This is a genomic window from Pseudomonas sp. Ag1, assembly GCF_000278565.1.
Lineage (GTDB): Bacteria > Pseudomonadota > Gammaproteobacteria > Pseudomonadales > Pseudomonadaceae > Aquipseudomonas.
The window spans coordinates 134,198-153,199 of the sequence record NZ_AKVH01000113.1; the positions used below are offsets into that span (position 1 = coordinate 134,198).

Genomic DNA, 19,002 nt, shown 5'->3' on the forward strand with positions numbered 1-19,002 from the left:
ATTCTTATTGGGCAGGGCTGGATGGGGGGACCACGACGTCGGCACGCACGGCATGCACATCGAGGCTGATCTGGTATTCGGTGTATTGGCGTGCCGGCACGTTGAGCACCGTGCGCCACTCGGCACGGTCCAGTTCGCGATAGCCCACCAGCAGGCCGATCTGGCGGGTGGACGGGTCGAGGTCGCGCTGGATGCTCAATTGCTGGCCGGGCAGGATCACCACTTCGTCCTGGTCGAGCAGGTCGAGGCCGAGGGTCGACTGTGCGCGATCGGCCAGGGCGAAGTAGTCGGAACGGCTGAAGGTGGCGGCGTTTTTCAGTTCGAAAATCCGCACCCGTACCGGGGCTGCCTGGCCATTGGCGCCGGGGTTGAGCCCGGCGATGGCATGGAAATGCAGCTCGACGGCGGCGGTGTCTGCCTCAGCTTCGGCGGCCTCGGGCTTGGCCGCATCCTTGGCACACGCCGTCAGCAGAAGCGCGGTGGCGACTGCGAGTAAAAACCTGGGAATCATCCTGCGTCCTCAATGACGTACTTAGCTATCCGTTGTTCCATGTACTGCGTTGTTAGTGACGCTGTCGGCTGCTGTGCGCTTCGTAGGCACGGCTGAATTCACGCCCGAACAGGTCCTGGAAATCTTCCTGGGCCTCGCGGGAAATATTGCTGTAGAGCTCGGTGAACTGCTGCCAGTACTGGGCCTGGCGCGAGCCGTTGAAAATGCTCGACAGCCCGCCGGGCTTGCCCATGCGCTCTTCGAGCTGCGCCGGTTCAAAGCGCGTCAGCAGGTGCTTGATGGCGGCTTCGACCCCGGCCATGACGGCCAGTTGGTGGGCGCGCAGATCGTCGAAACTGTCGCGCACGGCCAAGTCCGGCGCCATAAACGCCTGATTGCTGTGGCGTAGGAGCAGCAGTAGCGCTTCATCGGCATTCGGGGCGAATTTCAACGGATTGTTTTCCACCGGTTGGATCACCGTCTGCTGCATGCGGAACTCGCCCTTGAGGCTGCTGCGGGCACGCAACACGTCGATCAGGCCTTCGACCATCAGCCGGTAACTGCGGCCGATGCTTTCCATCTGGGCTTCGGCCTGGGCCTTGTCCAGGCGCAACTGATCGAGGCCCGCACCGCGCAGGAAGGCTTGCAACAGGTCGGGCTGGCTGGCATCAGCCACCGGGAGCGGGCGCTCGACCTTGGGTGGCTCGATGACCGGCGGCTGTGGCGGTGTTGGCGGCGGCGGTGCGACAGGCCTGGGTGCCGGGGCATCGCCGAACAGATCCCAGTCTTCGGGGATTACTGAGCCCGAGACCACCGGCGCAGGCGGCTCAGCCACGGGCAGCGGTGTCGGCGGGCGGAAGTCGTGCTGCTCGGCCGGCACGTGATCGTGCACGGTGGCCGGCGGTACGCTGGTGGGCGCGAGGAAGTCGAACAGGTCCGGCAGGGTGTCCATCGACGAGGCGCCCTGGAACTGCGGCGCGATCACCGGAGGTGGCGTCGGGGCCTTCACGGCGGCGCCCATCAGGGCTTCGAAACTGTTGGAGGCGTCACCGATGAAAGACGGGGTATCTGTCACTTTCAGGTTGAAATCGATACGCGCCTGGATCTCGTAATCGCCGATGCGGATCAGTTCGCCGTCCTGCAATGGCTCGCTGCTTCCCCGCCGCAAACGAATACCGGCATGCACTAACTCAACTCCATTAGTGCTGTTATCAGTTAAGTAGTAACGACCATCTTTGTACTGAATAACGCAATGTTGCGTGGAAACAAGACGTTCTGGATCAGGCAGTACCCAGTCATTTTCGGAACCGCGGCCAATAGCCATCACTCCCTGGTCCAGGGACTTTTCAGAACACTGGCCAGGGGTAATCTTGTGATAACTAGTGATAGTCAAGCACAGCGACATCTTGCCTCCTTGCTGATACTTCGCGCGCGGCCGTTCCCTGGGAGAAATGCTCCGAGAGATCCACGACAGATCCTTTCAAAACCTTGAAAGCCTGCTTCAACCCGCGTAATTGCTGATCTTAACCGGCCTGTATGACAAAAATCCTGCCTCGGCACCTGCTTCGACTGATCAGTCGCACAAGATGTTAAGCACCGCACATCTGTCATAGAGGGCGAATAGCTTACCTTGACAAGGCATAAGTACTACACCAAAAATGCACAACTTCTTGAACACCAATGATGGCACTTTGAAATCAGCATGATGTCAAAGCGCTAAATAAGACCAAGAAAACATGCAAAGTTCCTCGCGCAACTAATGCATGAGTTGCCCGTCATCTAACGGGCTGATAGGGAGATCGAATTTAGTGGATGTGCCTCTGCTGCTCGCCGCCGTTTCCGCGACTTCGCCCTGTGGCGAAGACTTGGAATATGACGCCGATTACTTGCATCTTGAGCGTGCCGCACAGGGTCAACCCGAGCGCAGCATGGGCGACTCGATCCTGCCTGCCGAACCTCCGGAATGGCGCAGCATCCAGCAGCAAAGTCTCGACCTCCTGCAACGCAGCAAAGACCTGCGCATCACCCATTTCCTGTTGCAAGCCGCCCTCGCCCTCCAGGGCATTGCAGGGCTTGCCGACGCACTCGCACTGATCAACGCGCTGCTGCGCGAATACTGGGCCGACCTGCATCCGCGCCTGGATGCCGATGACGACAACGACCCCACCGTGCGCATCAACGCCCTCAGCGGCGTGGCCAGCGACGCGAACATCCGCCTGCTGCGTGAGGCCATTCTCACCCGTTCGCGCACCTTCGGGTCCGTCAGCCTGCGCGCCGCGCTGAATGCCAGCGGGCTGCAGAGTTTCCCCGGCGAAAACCTCGGTGCCGAACAGCTTAACGGCGCATTCCTCGACAGCGATGCCGAGCAATTGCAAGCCACCCGCGACGCGCTGAACGCCGCCCGCGACGCCTGTGAGGCCATCGAACAATACGTCAGCGACCAGGTAGGTTCCGCCCAGGGCGTGGACCTCGGCCCCTTGAAGCAACTGCTCAAGCAGGCCGTGCAGATACTTAACCAATACGCCCCGCACAGCGGCGCCGCCAGCGAGCCCGAGGTTGTCAGTGACGACAATGCCCCCTCGGTTGAATACGCCGCCGCGCCCGTTGCAGCACGCCCGACCGGCGACATCGCAAGCCGCGATGAAGTGCTGCGCAGCCTCGACAAGATCCTTGCGTACTACACCCGGCACGAGCCTTCGAGCCCGCTGCCGGTGCTGTTGAACCGGGCGAAGAATCTGGTGCACGCCGACTTTGCGGCCATCGTGCGCAACCTGATTCCCGACGGCATGTCCCAATTTGAAAATCTGCGCGGGCCGGACAGCGAATAAGCGTACGGATCACGCAGTTACAACACCGTCGCTCAAGCGACCAGGAGCAGCAACGTGGCGAAGCAAAGTTCTCAGAAATTCATCGCGCGCAACCGTGCGCCTCGGGTGCAGATCGAGTACGACGTCGAGCTCTACGGCGCCGAGAAAAAGGTCCAGCTGCCCTTCGTCATGGGCGTGATGGCCGATCTCGCCGGCAAGCCCGCCGAACCTCTGGCGCCTGTGGCCGACCGCAAGTTCCTTGAAGTGGACGTCGACAACTTCGACTCGCGCCTCAAGGCCATGCAGCCACGCGTCGCGTTCCACGTGCCCAACGAGCTGACCGGCGAAGGCAACCTGAGCCTGGACATCACCTTCGAAAGCATGGACGACTTCAGCCCCGCCGCTGTGGCGCGCAAGGTCGATTCGCTCAAGCAACTGCTCGAAGCCCGCACCCAGCTGGCCAACCTGCTGACCTACATGGACGGCAAGACCGGCGCTGAAGAAATCATCATGAAGGCGATCAAGGACCCGGCACTGCTTCAGGCACTTGCCAGCGCGCCCAAGCCTGCAGGGGAGCAGTAATCATGACTGACAATACCGCCCGCGAAGGCACCCAGATCCTGGGTACCACCGAAGAAGCCAGCGAGTTCGCGAACCTGCTGCTGCAAGAATTCAAACCCAAGACCGAGCGTGCCCGCGAAGCCGTGGAAACCGCTGTGCGCACCCTGGCCGAGCAGGCTCTGGCCCAGACCGACCTGGTGTCCAACGACGCGATCAAGTCGATCGAATCGATCATCGCCGCCATCGACGCCAAGCTCACCGCCCAGGTCAACCAGATCATCCATCACCAGGATTTCCAGCAGCTGGAAAGCGCCTGGCGTGGCCTGCACTACCTGGTGAACAACACCGAGAGCGATGAGCAGCTGAAGATTCGCGTGCTCAACATCTCCAAGCCGGACCTGCACAAGACCCTGAAGAAATTCAAGGGCACCGCGTGGGACCAGAGCCCGATCTTCAAGAAGATGTACGAAGAAGAATACGGCCAGTTTGGCGGCGAACCTTACGGTTGCCTGGTGGGCGACTACTACTTCGACCAGTCGCCTCCCGACGTGGAGCTGCTGGGCGAGCTGTCGAAAGTCTGCGCCGCCATGCACGCACCGTTCATTGCCGCCGCTTCGCCAACCGTGATGGGCATGGGCTCGTGGCAGGAACTGTCGAACCCGCGCGACCTGACCAAGATCTTCACCACCCCGGAATACGCCGGCTGGCGCTCGCTGCGTGAATCGGAAGACTCGCGCTACATCGGCCTGACCATGCCGCGTTTCCTGGCGCGCCTGCCGTACGGTGCCAAGACCGATCCGGTGGAAGCCTTCGCCTTCGAAGAAAACACCGACGGTGCCGACAGCTCCAAGTACACCTGGGCCAACGCCGCTTACGCGATGGCGGTGAACATCAACCGTTCGTTCAAACACTTCGGCTGGTGCTCGCGCATCCGTGGCGTGGAGTCGGGCGGTGAAGTCGAGAACCTGCCGGCCCACACCTTCCCGACGGATGACGGTGGCGTGGACATGAAGTGCCCGACCGAAATCGCTATCAGCGACCGCCGCGAAGCGGAACTGGCGAAGAACGGTTTCATGCCGCTGCTGCACAAGAAAAACACCGACTTCGCTGCCTTCATCGGCGCCCAGTCGCTGCAGAAACCGGCCGAATACGATGACCCGGATGCCACCGCCAACGCCAACCTGGCCGCGCGCCTGCCGTACCTGTTCGCCACCTGCCGTTTCGCCCACTACTTGAAATGCATCGTGCGCGACAAGATCGGTTCCTTCAAAGAGAAGGACGAGATGCAACGCTGGTTGCAGGACTGGATCCTCAACTACGTCGACGGTGACCCGGCGCACTCCACCGAAACCACCAAGGCCCAGCATCCATTGGCTGCCGCCGAAGTGATCGTGGAAGACGTCGAAGGCAACCCGGGGTACTACAACTCCAGGTTCTACCTGCGCCCGCACTACCAACTCGAAGGGCTGACCGTGTCGCTGCGCCTGGTATCGAAGCTGCCTTCGGCGAAAGGCGCGTAACACCGTCGCTCGTTCCCACGCTCCGCGTGGGAATGCCGCCCGGGACGCTCCGCGTCCCAGTGACGCAGAGCGTCACAAGATGCGTTACCACGCAGAGCGTGGGAACGATCAGCGTTAACAAATTCTGTGGCTGAGACCACACAGGGAGAAAACATGGCTGTTGATATTTTCATCAAGATCGGCGACATCAAGGGCGAGTCCATGGACAAGGCCCACAAGGACGAAATCGACGTGTTGAACTGGAGCTGGGGCATGGCCCAGTCCGGCAACATGCACGTGGGCGGTGGCGGCGGTGCGGGCAAGGTGAACATCCAGGACCTGTCGCTGACCAAGTACGTCGACAAGGCCTCGCCCAACCTGATGATGCACTGCGCGAGCGGCAAGCACATCGACAAGGTCACGCTGACCGTGCGCAAGGCCGGCGGTGAAAGCCAGGTCGAGTACATGATCATCAACCTGGAAGAAGTGCTGGTCACCTCCCTGAGCACCGGCGGTTCGGGCAGCGATGACCGCCTGACCGAAAACGTGACCCTGAACTTTGCCCAGGTGATGGTGGACTACCAGCCACAGAAAGCCGACGGCACCAAAGACGGCGGCGCGATCAAGTTTGGCTGGAACATTCGCTCCAACACCAAACGCTGATTGCCCCTGTAGCCGCCACCCCAAGTGGCGGCTGCAAGCCCCCTGTTCCTCTCGCAACCCGTCCGTGGAGCTGCTTTGGTGGTAACTGAAATTGCTTCCCGCGATCGCCTGCAACCGTCCCTGCTGGACCGGTTGACCGACGATGACCCGACCAATCCCAAGGAAAGCGCCGACAAACGCGTGCTGTCCCTGAGCCAATTGAAAGCCTCGGTGCTGCGTGACCTGACGTGGCTGCTCAACACCACTTCACTGCTCAACGCCGATGCCACGCTGCACACGCCTGCCGGTACATCGGTGGTCAATTACGGGCTGCCGGCGCTGGCGGGCAACAGTGTCTCCAGTGTCGACATCAGCGCCCTGGAAGCCTTGATCCGACAAGCCATCGCCACCTTCGAGCCGCGCATCCTGCGCCACACCTTGCGGGTCAAGGCACGCGTCGGCCACGGTGAGATGAACCACAACGCCCTGAGTTTCGAGATCGAAGGCGACCTGTGGGCGCAGCCGGTGCCGTTGCGCCTGTTGCTGCAAACCGACCTGGACCTGGAGTCCGGCCATGTGCGTGTGGTGAACGCCGACCAGCGGAGACGCCCATGAACCCGCGCTTGCTGGAGCTGTATAACCAGGAACTGCACCACGTGCGCGAAAGCGCCGCCGAGTTCGCCAAGGAATACCCGAAGATCGCCAGTCGGCTGACCCTGACCGGCATGGACTGCGCCGACCCGTACGTCGAACGCTTGCTCGAAGGCTTTGCGTATCTCACGGCCCGGGTCCAGCTCAAGCTCGACGCCGAGTACCCGACCTTCACCAACAACCTGCTGGAGATCGCCTACCCGCACTACCTGGCGCCGACCCCGTCGATGACCGTGGTGCAGTTGCAGGCCGATCCCGATGAAGGCTCCCTGGCCAGTGGTTTTCCACTGCCCCGCGACACCGTCCTGCGCGCCGCCTTGGGCCGCGAAACCCAGACCTGCTGCGAGTACCGCACCGCGCACCCGGTGACGCTGTGGCCGTTGCAGGTCGCCCAGGCCGAGTACTTCGGCAACCCGTCCGCCGTGCTCGGGCGTTTGGCTGCCAGCGAACCCAAGGCCAAGGCCGGCCTGCGCCTGACCTTGCGTACCGGCGCCGAGCTGCCGTTCAACAGCCTGGCGCTGGATAATTTGCCGCTGTACCTCAGCGGTGCAGACGAACAACCGTTCCGCCTTTACGAACAACTGCTGGGCAATGCCTGCGCGGTGTTCGCGCGCAAGCCCGGCGGTGATTGGGTTGAACGCCTGCCGCCGGATGCCTTGCGCTCCCGGGGTTTCGACGACGCCGATGCGGCAATGCCGGTGGTGCCTCGGGCATTCCAGGGTTATCGCTTGCTTCAGGAATACTTCGCCCTGCCCCACCGTTTTCTGTTCGTCGAATTCGCTGAACTGAGCCGTGCAGTCAAACGCTGTGACGGCCAGGAACTGGAACTGATCGTGCTGTTCGACCGTCACGATCCAAGCCTGGAAGGCAGCGTCGGCAAGGCGCAGTTCGTGCCGTTCTGCACCCCGGCAATCAACCTGTTCCCCAAGCGCGTGGACCGGATTCACTTGTCCGAGCGGGTCAACGAACACCATGTGATCGCCGACCGCACGCGGCCGATGGATTTCGAGATTCACTCCTTGAGCGGCATCACGGGCCACGGCACCGGGCCCGAGCAACCGTTCTTGCCGTTCTACGCAGTACGCGATCCGTCGCGCTATGGCCGTGACCAGGCTTACTACACGGTGCGCCGCGAACCCCGCGTGTTGTCCAGCGACCAGCGCCGCAACGGGCCGCGCTCCACCTATGTGGGCAGCGAAACCTTCGTCAGCCTGGTGGACACCCAGCAAGCCCCGTACCGCCATGACCTGCGCCAACTGGGCGTGACCGCACTGTGCACTAACCGCGACTTGCCGCTGTTCATGAGCGTGGGCAACGGCAAGACCGACTTCACCCTGGCCGACAGTGCGCCGGTCTTGGCCGTGCGCTGCGTCGCCGGGCCAAGCCGCCCGCGCGCCAGCCATGCCCATGACGCCAAGGCCTGGCGCCTGATCAGCCAGTTGTCGTTGAACTACCTGTCGCTGAGCGAGCAAGGCCAGGGCGCCGCCGCGCTGCGTGAACTGCTGCGCCTGTATGGCGACAGCAACGACGCCGCCCTGCAATTGCAGATAGAAGGCCTGCGGGAAGTCAGCAGCAAGGCGGTGACCCGGCGCCTGCCGATGCCCGGCCCGATCGTGTTTGGCCGCGGCCTTGAGATCACTCTGGAATTTGATGAAAACGCGTTCCGCGGCACCGGCGTGTTCCTGCTCGGTGCGGTGTTTGAACGGTTCCTGGCACGCTACGTGTCGATCAACAGTTTTACCGAGACGGTGATCCGTACCACCGAACGCGGCGAGATCATGCGATGGAAAGCCAAGCCCGGACGCCGTCCGACCCTGTGAGTACCCTGGATGCAATGCATCAGGAGCCCTGGGAATATGACTTCTTCCAGGCGCTGCGGCGTATCGAGTGCGAATCGCCGGACTTGCCACGCCTGGGGCATTCCCTGCGCCTGGCGGATGACCCGCTGCGTCTCGGGCAGCAGGCCGATTGCACCTTTGCGCCGGCCACATTGGCCTCGGTCGAACCTGGGGCTGAAGGCCAGCCGGCACGGCTGGAGCAGTTCTTCTTCGGCCTCGGCGGCCCCAACGGCCCGCTGCCGCTGCACATCACCGAGTACGTGCGTGAGCGCCAGCGCAACAACGCTGACAGCACCAGCAAGCGCTTCCTGGATGTGTTCCACCACCGCCTGCTGACCCTGTTTTATCGCGCCTGGGCCGAGGCGCGGCCGACCGTCAGCCATGACCGCCCGGACGATGACTACTGGTCGGCGCGCCTCGCCGCATTGAGCGGTCGCGGCACCCCGAGCCTGCTCAACCAGGGCCTGATCCCCGACACGGCGAAGCTGCATTACAGCGGCCACCTGTCGGCACAAACCCGCTATCCGGACGGCCTGAAGGCGATTCTCGGCGAGTACTTCGGCCTGCCGGTGGAGATCGAAGAGTACGTCGGCCAATGGCTGGAGCTGCCCGAACGCAGCCGCGTGAGTGTCAGCGCCAACCAGCTGGGCGTGGACTTTTGCCTGGGCAGCCACGTGTGGGACCGCCAGCATAAATTCCGCATTCGCCTGGGCCCGCTGAAGCTCGATGACTACATGGGCATGCTGCCCGGCAGCCAGCCGTTCAACGAGCTGGTGGCGTGGGTCGCCGAGTACCTGGGCCACGAACTGGACTGGGACCTGAACCTGATCCTGCAACAACCGGAAGTGCCGGCCCTGCAACTCAACGGTCAGTTCCGCCTGGGCTTCAACACCTGGCTCGGCCAACCCGAGCATGACGCCAACGACCTAATCCTGGCCCGGCATTACGCCGAACACGCCAACACCTCAAGGAATCCAGAGCATGGGTGAAATCAGTCGCGCCGCACTGTTCGGCAAACTCAACAGCGTGGCCTACAAGGCCATCGAAGCCGCCACCGTGTTCTGCAAGCTGCGGGGCAACCCGTACGTGGAACTGGCCCACTGGTTTCACCAGTTGCTGCAACTGCAGGACTCTGACCTGCACCGCATCATTCGACAGTTCAATGTCGAGCCGGCGCGTCTGGCCCGCGACCTGACCGAAGCCCTGGACCGCCTGCCCCGTGGCTCGACGTCGATCACTGACTTGTCGTCCCATGTGGAAGAAGCGGTCGAGCGTGGCTGGGTCTACGGCAGCCTGATGTTTGGCGAAAGCCAGGTGCGCACCGGTTACCTGGTGCTGGGAATTCTCAAGACGCCGAGCCTGCGCCATGCGCTGTTGGGCTTGTCCGGTGAGTTCGACAAGATCAAGGCCGAAGCCCTGAGCGAACGCTTTGACGAATACGTCGGCGACTCGCCGGAGAATGCACTGAGTGCCAGCGACGGCTTCAATGCCGGTGCTGTACCGGGCGAGGCCAGCGGCGCCATGGCCCCGAGCGCGATGGGCAAGCAGGAAGCCCTCAAGCGCTTCACCGTCGACCTGACCGAACAGGCCCGCAGCGGCAAGCTCGACCCGATCGTCGGGCGTGACGAAGAGATCCGCCAACTGGTGGACATCCTCATGCGTCGCCGCCAGAACAACCCGATCCTTACCGGTGAAGCCGGCGTCGGCAAGACCGCCGTGGTCGAAGGCTTCGCCCTGCGCATCGTCGCCGGCGACGTACCACCCGCGCTGAAAGATGTGGAACTGCGCAGCCTCGATGTCGGCCTGCTGCAAGCCGGCGCGAGCATGAAAGGCGAGTTCGAACAACGCCTGCGCCAGGTCATCGAAGACGTCCAGGCTTCGCCGAAACCGATCATCCTGTTTATCGACGAAGCCCACACCCTGGTAGGTGCCGGTGGCGCCGCCGGGACCGGTGACGCGGCCAACCTGCTCAAGCCTGCCCTGGCCCGTGGCACCTTGCGTACCGTGGCCGCCACCACCTGGGCCGAGTACAAGAAGCACATCGAAAAAGACCCGGCCCTGACCCGCCGTTTCCAGGTGGTGCAAGTGGCCGAGCCGTCGGAAGACAAGGCGTTGCTGATGATGCGCGGCGTGGCTTCGACCATGGAAAAACACCATCAGGTGCAGATCCTCGACGAAGCGCTGGAAGCGTCAGTGAAGCTGTCCCACCGCTACATTCCGGCGCGTCAATTGCCGGACAAATCCGTGAGCCTGCTGGACACCGCCTGCGCCCGCGTCGCCATCAGCCTGCACGCGGTGCCGGCAGAAGTCGACGACAGCCGCCGCCGTATCGAGGCACTGGAAACCGAGCTGCAAATCATCGCCCGCGAGCACGCGATCGGCATCGCCATCGGTGCGCGCCAGACCAACAGCGAAGCGCTGCTGAGCGCCGAACGCGAGCGCCTGGCCACCCTGGAAAGCCGTTGGGCCGAAGAGAAAACCCTGGTGGATGAGTTGCTCGCCACCCGTGCGACGTTGCGCGAAAAATCCGGTGTCGTGGACAGCGGCGATGACCAATTTCGTGCCCAATTGGTAGACCTGCAACAACGCCTTAGCACCCTGCAAGGTGAAACTCCGCTGATCCTGCCGACCGTGGATTACCAGGCCGTGGCCTCGGTGGTCGCCGACTGGACCGGCATCCCGGTGGGCCGCATGGCCCGCAACGAACTGGAGACGGTGCTCAACCTCGACCAGCACCTGAAGAAACGCATCATCGGCCAGGACCATGCCTTGCAGATGATCGCCAAGCGCATCCAGACCTCCCGCGCCGGCCTCGACAACCCGAGCAAGCCGATTGGCGTGTTCATGCTCGCCGGCACCTCCGGCGTGGGCAAGACCGAAACCGCCCTGGCCCTGGCCGAAGCCATGTACGGCGGTGAGCAGAACGTGATCACCATCAACATGAGCGAGTTCCAGGAAGCCCACACCGTGTCCACCCTCAAGGGTGCGCCACCGGGCTACATCGGCTATGGCGAAGGTGGCGTGCTGACCGAAGCCGTGCGGCGCAAACCCTACAGCGTGGTGCTGCTGGACGAGGTGGAAAAAGCCCACCCGGACGTGCATGAAATCTTCTTCCAAGTGTTCGACAAAGGCGTGATGGAAGACGGCGAAGGCCGGGTGATCGACTTCAAGAACACCTTGATCCTGCTGACCACCAACGCCGGTACCGAGCTGATTTCCCGGGTCTGCAAAGACCCGGCGAACATCCCCGAGCCCGAGGAAATCGCCAAGGCCCTGCGCCAGCCGCTGCTGGAGATTTTCCCGCCGGCGCTGCTCGGCCGCCTGGTGACCATTCCGTACTACCCGCTCAGCGACGAGATGCTCAAGGCAATCACCCGCCTGCAACTCAACCGCATCAAGAAGCGTGTGGAGAACACCCACAAAGTCGCCTTCGATTACGACGACGACGTGGTCGACCTGATCGTGTCCCGCTGCACCGAAACCGAAAGCGGCGGGCGGATGATCGACACCATCCTCACCAACAGCCTGCTGCCGGACATGAGCCGCGAATTCCTCACCCGCATGCTCGAAGGCAAGGCGCTGGCGGGGGTGCGGATCAGCACGCGGGATAACGAATTGCACTACGACTTCAACGATTGACCTGACGGAATGCGATCAAAACTGTGGGAGCGGGCGTGCTCGCGAAGGCGGTGCATCAGTTGATGCATCCAGTGGCTGATTCACCGCATTCGCGAGCACGCCCGCTCCCACAGTTGGAGCCGGTTCCTACAGTTATTACGCTATTTACGGGTTAACCGATGTTATTCAACCAAGCCTCACGCCTGGCCAAGATCACCAGCCCCCTGGGGCCGGATGTGCTGCTGCTCAATGAAATGGGTGGCGGCGAAGAGCTGGGTCGGCTGTTCAATTTCGAACTGCAGCTGACCTCGCTGGACGCCAACATCGACCTCAACCAGTTGCTGGGCAAGCCCATGAGCCTGAACCTGCAACTGGCGGACGGTGGCGAGCGACACTTCCACGGCATCGTCGCGCGCTGCAGCCAGAACATCGACCAGGGCCAGTTCGCCAGCTATCAGGTGACTTTGCGCCCGTGGTTGTGGCTGCTGAGCCGCACCTCCGACTGCCGGATTTTCCAGAACCTGAGCATCCCGCAGATCATCAAGCAGGTGTTTCGCGACCTGGGTTTTTCCGACTTCGAAGACGCCTTGAGCCGCCCGTACCGCGAGTGGGAATACTGCGTGCAGTACCGCGAGACCAGCTTCGATTTCGTCAGCCGCCTGATGGAACAGGAAGGCATCTACTACTTCTTCCGCCACGAGCAGGACCGCCACGTGCTGGTGCTGGCCGATGCCTACGGTGCCCACGCCAACGTGCCCGGCTACGCCTCGGTGCCTTACTACCCCAAGGACGAGCAGCAGCGCGAACGCGACCATATGCACAACTGGCACCTGGCACAGGAAGTACAGCCCGGCTCCCTTGAGCTCAACGACTACGACTTCCAGCGCCCCAGCGCGAGCATCGACGTGCGCTCGGCCATGCCGCGCCCGCACACCGCCGGCGACTACCCGCTGTACGACTACCCCGGCACCTACGTCAAAAGCGAAGACGGCGAACACTACGCCCGCACCCGCATCGAAGCCCTGCAAACCCTGCACGAACAAGTGGAGTTCAGCGGCAATGCGCGCGGCCTGGGTTCCGGCCACCTGTTCAGCCTCACCGGCTTCAGTCGCCGCGACCAGAACCGCGAATACCTGATCGTCGGCGCCCGCTACTACATCTCCCAGGAAAGCCTCGAAAGCGGCGGTGGCGCGCCTTCGGCCCAGTTCGAAAGCACCCTCACCTGCATCGACGCACAACAGAGTTTCCGCCCGCTGGCCAACACCTACCGGCCCATCGTCAAAGGCCCGCAGACCGCGCAGGTAGTGGGCCCCAAGGGCGAAGAAATCTGGACCGACCAATATGGCCGGGTCAAGGTGCATTTCTATTGGGACCGCCACGACCAGTCCAACGAAAACAGCTCATGCTGGATTCGCGTATCGCAGTCCTGGGCCGGAAAAAACTGGGGCTCGATGCAGATTCCACGGATCGGCCAGGAAGTGATTGTGAGCTTCCTGGAAGGCGATCCCGACCGGCCGATCATCACCGGCCGCGTGTACAACGCCGAGCAGACCGTGCCTTACGATCTGCCGGAAAACGCCACCCAAAGCGGGATGAAAAGCCGCTCCAGCAAAGGCGGCACGCCGGCCAACTTCAATGAAATCCGCATGGAGGACAAGAAGGGGTTGGAGCAGTTGTACATCCATGCCGAGCGTAATCAGGACATCGTGGTGGAGGTGGATGAAAGTCATTCGGTGGGGCATGACCGGAACAAAAGCATCGGGCATGACGAGACGGTGACGATTGGGAACAATCGAGTGCGCATCGTCAAGCATCAAGACATCCTCTCGGTGGGCCAGAGAAAGACCGACAGCATCAGCCAGAGCTACGTGATTGAAGTGGGCGAAAACCTGCGATTGGTCTGCGGTAAAAGCATCCTGGAGTTGAACGCCAGCGGGCAGATCAACCTGAGTGGCGTAAATATCAGCTTCCACGCCAGCGGCGATGCCGAATTCAATACCGGCGGCGTCCTGCACCTGAACAACGGCGGCGGCCCCGGCGCAACACCCGATGGTCAGGGCATGAAAGCCAGCATCGACGCCAATATCAAAGCCGCGTTCCCCGCGCCTAAAAGCTCCTGACGAGACCTGTTTTCCATGACGTACCGAATTAACGAATTTCAGTTCCAACTGCCGGCCGGCGAGCTGCAGGACGCTACGATCAATATCCTCAAGTTCCCCGAGCTGGGCACTTCCTTGATCATCAGCCGCAGCTTCCTCACCGATGGCGAAACCCTGCACAGCAACTTCGACGAACAGCTCAAACGCCTGGAAAAACAGGTGCAGGATTTGCGCTATCAACCGGGCGTCGGTGTCCGTCTAGGTGCAACAAAGGAAGTAGAAGGCATAGAGCTCCGCAGCCAGTTCAGCAAGGGCAGTGACAAGGTGTTCCAGTACCAACTGGCTCTGGTAATCCCGGGCACACGCAAGATGCTCGCCTTGAGTTATGTGAAGGCAGACAAGCTGGGCGATGCCGAGGCGGCGCACTGGGCGACGATCAAAAACTCATTGTCGTTCGACGCGATTTCCTGATGGGCACCATGCATGTCTGATGCTCTATGGGCCGCTCGCATGGGCGACGCGCTCTCCCACACCTCAATGATGGCCGACATCCTCGGCGGTGTGTTGGAGGTGGCGGCCAATATCGCGATCACTGCAGTAGCGACTGCTGCCGTGGTGGCTGCTACCGGTATCACCGTCGCTACCGGCGGACTCGGATGCGTCCTGCTCGGCGCAGTGGTGGGCACAGTTGTCGGCCTTCTCATGAGCAAGAGCGGGGCGGACAAAGGCCTCACCAATTTATGCGACAGCTTCAGCAACGCCCTGTTTCCGCCCACGGTACAGGCGAATATTCTCACCGGTGCCACCGATACCCTGACCAACAACCTTCCCGCCGCACGTGCCGCGGGGGCGATCAGCTCGCATGTCGCGCCAGCCGGAACCGAACTGGAAGAACCCGCACCCGAACCAGAAGCCAGTTATCTGGATATGGCCGAGAGCTTCTTCTCCCAAATGTGGCGCCCCACGGTGGCTACTCCCACACCAGGAGCCGTGCCCAAGCCTCTGGACTTGGTCACCTGCATGAAGCATCCACCGATGCCTCCGCAGTTCCTGGCCGAGGGTTCGGATAAGGTCACGATCAATGGCCAGCCTGCGGTGCGCAGTGGTGATCGTAGTACCTGCGATGCAACAGTGGTGTCGTCCGGGTTGATTTCATCGAACGTGACCATTGGCGGCGGGTCAGTGGTGGTGCGGGAAATACGCAGTGGCAAGACGCCGGGCGTGGGGTTGGCGGTCACCGCGTTACTGATGCTCAAGGGCGGCAAGGGCAAGTTCTTCAGCAAGTTGCCGTGCATGCTGATTGGCGGGGCTACTTCGATGGCCGTCAGCAGCGCGATGGACGCGATGACCAACGCTGCCATGGGCTCGTCGAATCCGGTGCATGCTGCAACGGGAGCGAAGGTGCTGGGCGGCACCGATGAACTGGATTTTGTACTGCCCGCCATCCTGCCGATTGACTGGCAACGCTTCTACAACAGCCGCGACGAACGCCCAGGCACACTGTTCGGTACAGGCTGGAGTGTGGCTTATGAAGTATGCGTCGAAATCCAACCTCATCCAGAAGGCGGTGAAGCGCTGGTCTACACCGACGAGCAGGGGCGCCCTATCGACATGGGCTCGATCCCGTTGGGGGGGGCGGTGTTCAGCCCCGGCGAAGGGCTCTCTGTGCGTCGGCACCTCAACGGGCAGTTGCTGATTGAAAGTGACGACGGCCTATATCGTTTGTTTGAGCCCACAGCCAACCCGTCGCTGCTGCGCCTGATTCAACTTGGCGACCGCAACGACAACCGCATTCATCTCGACTACGACCAGGCCGGACGCCTGGTACGCCTGCGCGATACCTTCGACTTGGTGCAGGTCGAGTTGATACGCGAACATGAGCACGTCACTCGCGTCGAACGCCTATTCCCAGATCAACGTCGCGAAGTGCTCGTCAGCTACGGCTATGACGCCAGGGCCAATCTGGCAGAGGTGCGCGATGCCTCTGGCCAGGTGCAGCGGCGCTTCACGTACGATGCCGGGCACCGAATGGTGGAGCATCAGTTACCCACCGGGTTGCGGTGCTTCTATGAATGGGCACTGATTGAAAACTCAGAGTGGCGAGTCGTCCGACACTGGACCGATGAAGGTGACTGCTACCAGTTCGACTATGACTTGAAGGCGGGCCTCACCCGTATCATCGACGGCTTACAGCGCGTCAGCACCCGACATTGGAATACTCAGCACCAGATCATTCAATACAGCGATAAGCTGGGGCAAACCTGGCTGTTCGAGTGGAATGACGAACGCCAACTTCTCAGCGCCACCGACCCGCAAGGTGGACGCTATGAATACAAGCATGATGACGCCGGCAACCTGATCGGCGAAACGGACCCGTTGGGCCGCAGCGATTCAACGTTGTGGCTTGAACACTGGGCGTTACCCCTGGTGGAGACCGACGCCGCCGGCAACAGTTGGCAGTATCGCTATGATCCTCGCGGCAATTGCGTTGCCGAAACCGACCCGCTGGGCCACATCACCCGCTATCGCTATGACGCCCACGGCCAGGTCGTGGAAATCATCGACGCCTCCGGTAAAAGCAAAAAACTGCGTTGGAATCCGTTCGGGCAATTGGTCGAACACATTGATTGCTCGGGTTATCCCACGCGTTTCAGCTACGACGAGCGCGGCTATCTGCAGGTGATCACCGACGCGCTTGGCGAGCGCACTCAATTCAGCTACGACCTCCAGGGGCGCTTACTCAGCAACCAACTGCCGGACGGTCGCATCGAGCTGTTTCAACGCGATGTCAGCGGCCAACTCGTGGGGTACACCGACCCTGCCGGACATACCACGCTCTACCAGCACAATCGACGTGGCCAGATAAGCCTGCGCACCGACGCTCATGGCCGGCAGGTGAAGTTCGGCTATGACAGCTATGGGCGCCTGCAAGCACTGACCAACGAGAACGGCGAACGTTATCTCTTTGCCTGGGACGCCGGGGATCGGCTGACTGAGCAGCAAGACCTCGATGGCAGTGCCAAAAGCTACACCTACAATCCACTGGACCATATCACCACGGTGACCGCCACTCCGGCCCCCTACGGCAACGGGCTAGGCCTGGTTCCCGAGACGCCGCCAGCGCCCATTGTCCATCAAATGGAACGTGACGCAGTAGGTCGGCTGATCGCCAAAACCACCGACGATGGGCGCACCGACTACGCCTACGACCCGCTGGACCAGCTCACCGCCGTCACCTTCACCGACCTGCTGGGCAATACCCAAGCCCTTGGTTTCGCTTACGACGCCCTCGGCCAAATGCTTGCCGAACAGAGTTCTATGGGCACCCTGCAGCACCACTACGACGAACTCGGTAATCTTATCCAGACCCAGATACCCGACGGACGCTGGCTCAATCGCCTGTACTACGGCAGCGGTCACTTGCATCAGGTCAATCTCGACGGCCAGGTCATCAGCGACTTTGAACGCGACCGCCTGCACCGCGAAGTACTGCGCACCCAAGGCCGACTCAGCACCCGCAGTGAGTATGACCGCAGCGGCCGTCTACGCTCACGCCAACACCGCCTTACAGGCCTGCCATCGTTGATGCCAGCGACAGCGCAAAAGCAGTTCGAGTATGACCCTGCCGACAACTTGGTCGGCAAGTTCGACCAGCAATCTGCCATACAACATCGCCAACTGCTGCACTACGATGCCACTGGCCGCATCATCGCCAGCCAGGACAGCCTGCACGGCCAGCGCGAAACGTTTGCCTACGATGCCGCCGCCAACCTGCTGGATGGCCCGCAGTCAGGCGCTGGGCTGGTCGTGCATAACAAACTGCTGACCTATCAGGACAAGCGTTATCGCTATGACGCGTTCGGTCGGATGATCGAAAAACGCAGCGCAGCGCGTGGCTTGCAACGCTTCGCCTACGATGCAGAAAGCCGGCTGATTGAAGTGCGCAATGAAAACGGCAGCGTAGTCAGGATGATCTACGACCCGTTGGGCCGACGCATTGAGAAAACCGAACATGGCAACGACGGCTATCCCCTGGGGGAAACCCGGTTTACCTGGGATGGGCTGCGGTTATTGCAGGAGCATAAACACAGCCAGACCAGTCTTTACATCTATGAAGATGAAGGCAGCGAACCCTTGGCTCGCGTTGACGGCACCGGGCCGCTGCAGAAAATCCGCTACTACCACAACGACCTCAACGGACTGCCGGAGCAACTGACTGAAGCTGACGGGCATAATGTCTGGCGCGCGACATATCGTGTGTGGGGCAATACGGTTGAGGAAGTGCGCGAGCCGTACTACATCGAAGAACAGAACCTGCGCTTTCAGGGGCAGTATCTGGACCGGGAGACGGGGCTGCATTTCAATACTTTCAGGTTTTATGATCCGGACGTGGGACGGTTTACGACACCGGATCCGATTGAGTTTGACGGCGGGATCAATTTTTATCAGTACGCCCCCAATCCAATATCCTGGATTGATCCATGGGGACTGGCCCCCGAGCTTTATTACCTGATTGCGAAAAAGGACGGCTTTTATGACGAGATGGCATGGGGCCATAAAAAGCCAATAGGCCAAGTCTATTTGAAAAAAGGTGAAGTTTGGAAAGTCGGTGAAACCGTCAATCCGAATCGGCGATATACCCAAAAGTGGCTGAAATCCAAAAATCTTGCCTACAAAAGGGTTATGGCAGCACCGACGAAGGGCAATATGCAGGTATGGGAAAGATTAAAAATCGGAAAATATTTTAAACGCCGAGGAAAACTACCCCCGGGCAACAAATGCAGGCACTGACATAAG

Annotated in this window: 13 protein-coding genes; 11 read left to right on the forward strand and 2 right to left on the reverse strand. The window is 61.3% G+C overall.

Features of this window, described 5'->3' with window-relative positions:
• Positions 1-4: 4 nt before the first annotated feature.
• A complete protein-coding gene (tssJ, locus tag A462_RS01180; protein WP_003213332.1) occupies positions 5-511 on the reverse strand; it encodes a type VI secretion system lipoprotein TssJ in 507 nt (168 codons plus the stop codon).
• Between the two features lie 52 nt (positions 512-563).
• A complete protein-coding gene (tagH, locus tag A462_RS01175) occupies positions 564-1,895 on the reverse strand; it encodes a type VI secretion system-associated FHA domain protein TagH (protein ID WP_032899907.1) in 1,332 nt (443 codons plus the stop codon).
• A 403-nt stretch (positions 1,896-2,298) separates the two neighbouring features.
• Here tagH and tssA point away from each other — a divergent pair, with 403 nt between their 5' ends.
• The 11 genes from tssA to A462_RS01120 all read left to right on the forward strand — a co-directional run bounded on the left by tssA (position 2,299) and on the right by A462_RS01120 (position 18,996).
• Positions 2,299-3,318, forward strand: coding sequence for a type VI secretion system protein TssA (gene tssA / locus A462_RS01170; RefSeq protein ID WP_008439462.1), 1,020 nt, complete (start codon positions 2,299-2,301; stop codon positions 3,316-3,318).
• A 54-nt stretch (positions 3,319-3,372) separates the two neighbouring features.
• Entirely contained in the window at positions 3,373-3,879 is a 507-nt protein-coding gene (gene tssB, locus A462_RS01165; protein ID WP_003213340.1) for a type VI secretion system contractile sheath small subunit, read from the forward strand.
• Positions 3,880-3,881: 2 nt separating this feature from the next.
• A complete protein-coding gene (gene tssC, locus A462_RS01160; RefSeq protein ID WP_003213343.1) occupies positions 3,882-5,378 on the forward strand; it encodes a type VI secretion system contractile sheath large subunit in 1,497 nt (498 codons plus the stop codon).
• 153 nt (positions 5,379-5,531) lie between these two features.
• Complete coding sequence (locus A462_RS01155) at positions 5,532-6,020, forward strand: Hcp family type VI secretion system effector (RefSeq protein WP_003213345.1); 489 nt, start codon at positions 5,532-5,534, stop codon at positions 6,018-6,020.
• 78 nt (positions 6,021-6,098) lie between these two features.
• Positions 6,099-6,614: a type VI secretion system baseplate subunit TssE gene (gene tssE, locus A462_RS01150; RefSeq protein ID WP_003213348.1), complete on the forward strand. Its 516-nt coding sequence runs from the start codon at positions 6,099-6,101 to the stop codon at positions 6,612-6,614.
• Positions 6,611-8,470, forward strand: coding sequence for a type VI secretion system baseplate subunit TssF (gene tssF / locus A462_RS01145; RefSeq protein WP_008439465.1), 1,860 nt, complete (start codon positions 6,611-6,613; stop codon positions 8,468-8,470). The genes tssE and tssF overlap by 4 nt, the downstream gene beginning before the upstream one ends.
• The gene (gene tssG, locus A462_RS01140) at positions 8,434-9,477 is read left to right on the forward strand and encodes a type VI secretion system baseplate subunit TssG (protein WP_008439466.1); all 1,044 of its coding nucleotides are present in this window, start codon (positions 8,434-8,436) and stop codon (positions 9,475-9,477) included. The genes tssF and tssG overlap by 37 nt, the downstream gene beginning before the upstream one ends.
• Positions 9,470-12,127 (forward strand): type VI secretion system ATPase TssH, encoded by a 2,658-nt coding sequence (gene tssH, locus A462_RS01135; RefSeq protein ID WP_008439467.1) that lies wholly within the window; start codon positions 9,470-9,472, stop codon positions 12,125-12,127. Before tssG ends, tssH begins: the two co-directional genes overlap by 8 nt.
• Before the next feature lie 158 nt (positions 12,128-12,285).
• A complete protein-coding gene (locus tag A462_RS01130; RefSeq protein ID WP_008439468.1) occupies positions 12,286-14,226 on the forward strand; it encodes a type VI secretion system Vgr family protein in 1,941 nt (646 codons plus the stop codon).
• 15 nt (positions 14,227-14,241) lie between these two features.
• The gene (locus A462_RS01125) at positions 14,242-14,676 is read left to right on the forward strand and encodes a DcrB-related protein (RefSeq protein ID WP_003213356.1); all 435 of its coding nucleotides are present in this window, start codon (positions 14,242-14,244) and stop codon (positions 14,674-14,676) included.
• Positions 14,677-14,688: 12 nt separating this feature from the next.
• On the forward strand, positions 14,689-18,996 hold the full coding sequence (locus A462_RS01120; protein ID WP_083853271.1) for an RHS repeat-associated core domain-containing protein: 4,308 nt from the start codon (positions 14,689-14,691) through the stop codon (positions 18,994-18,996).
• Positions 18,997-19,002: the final 6 nt, after the last annotated feature.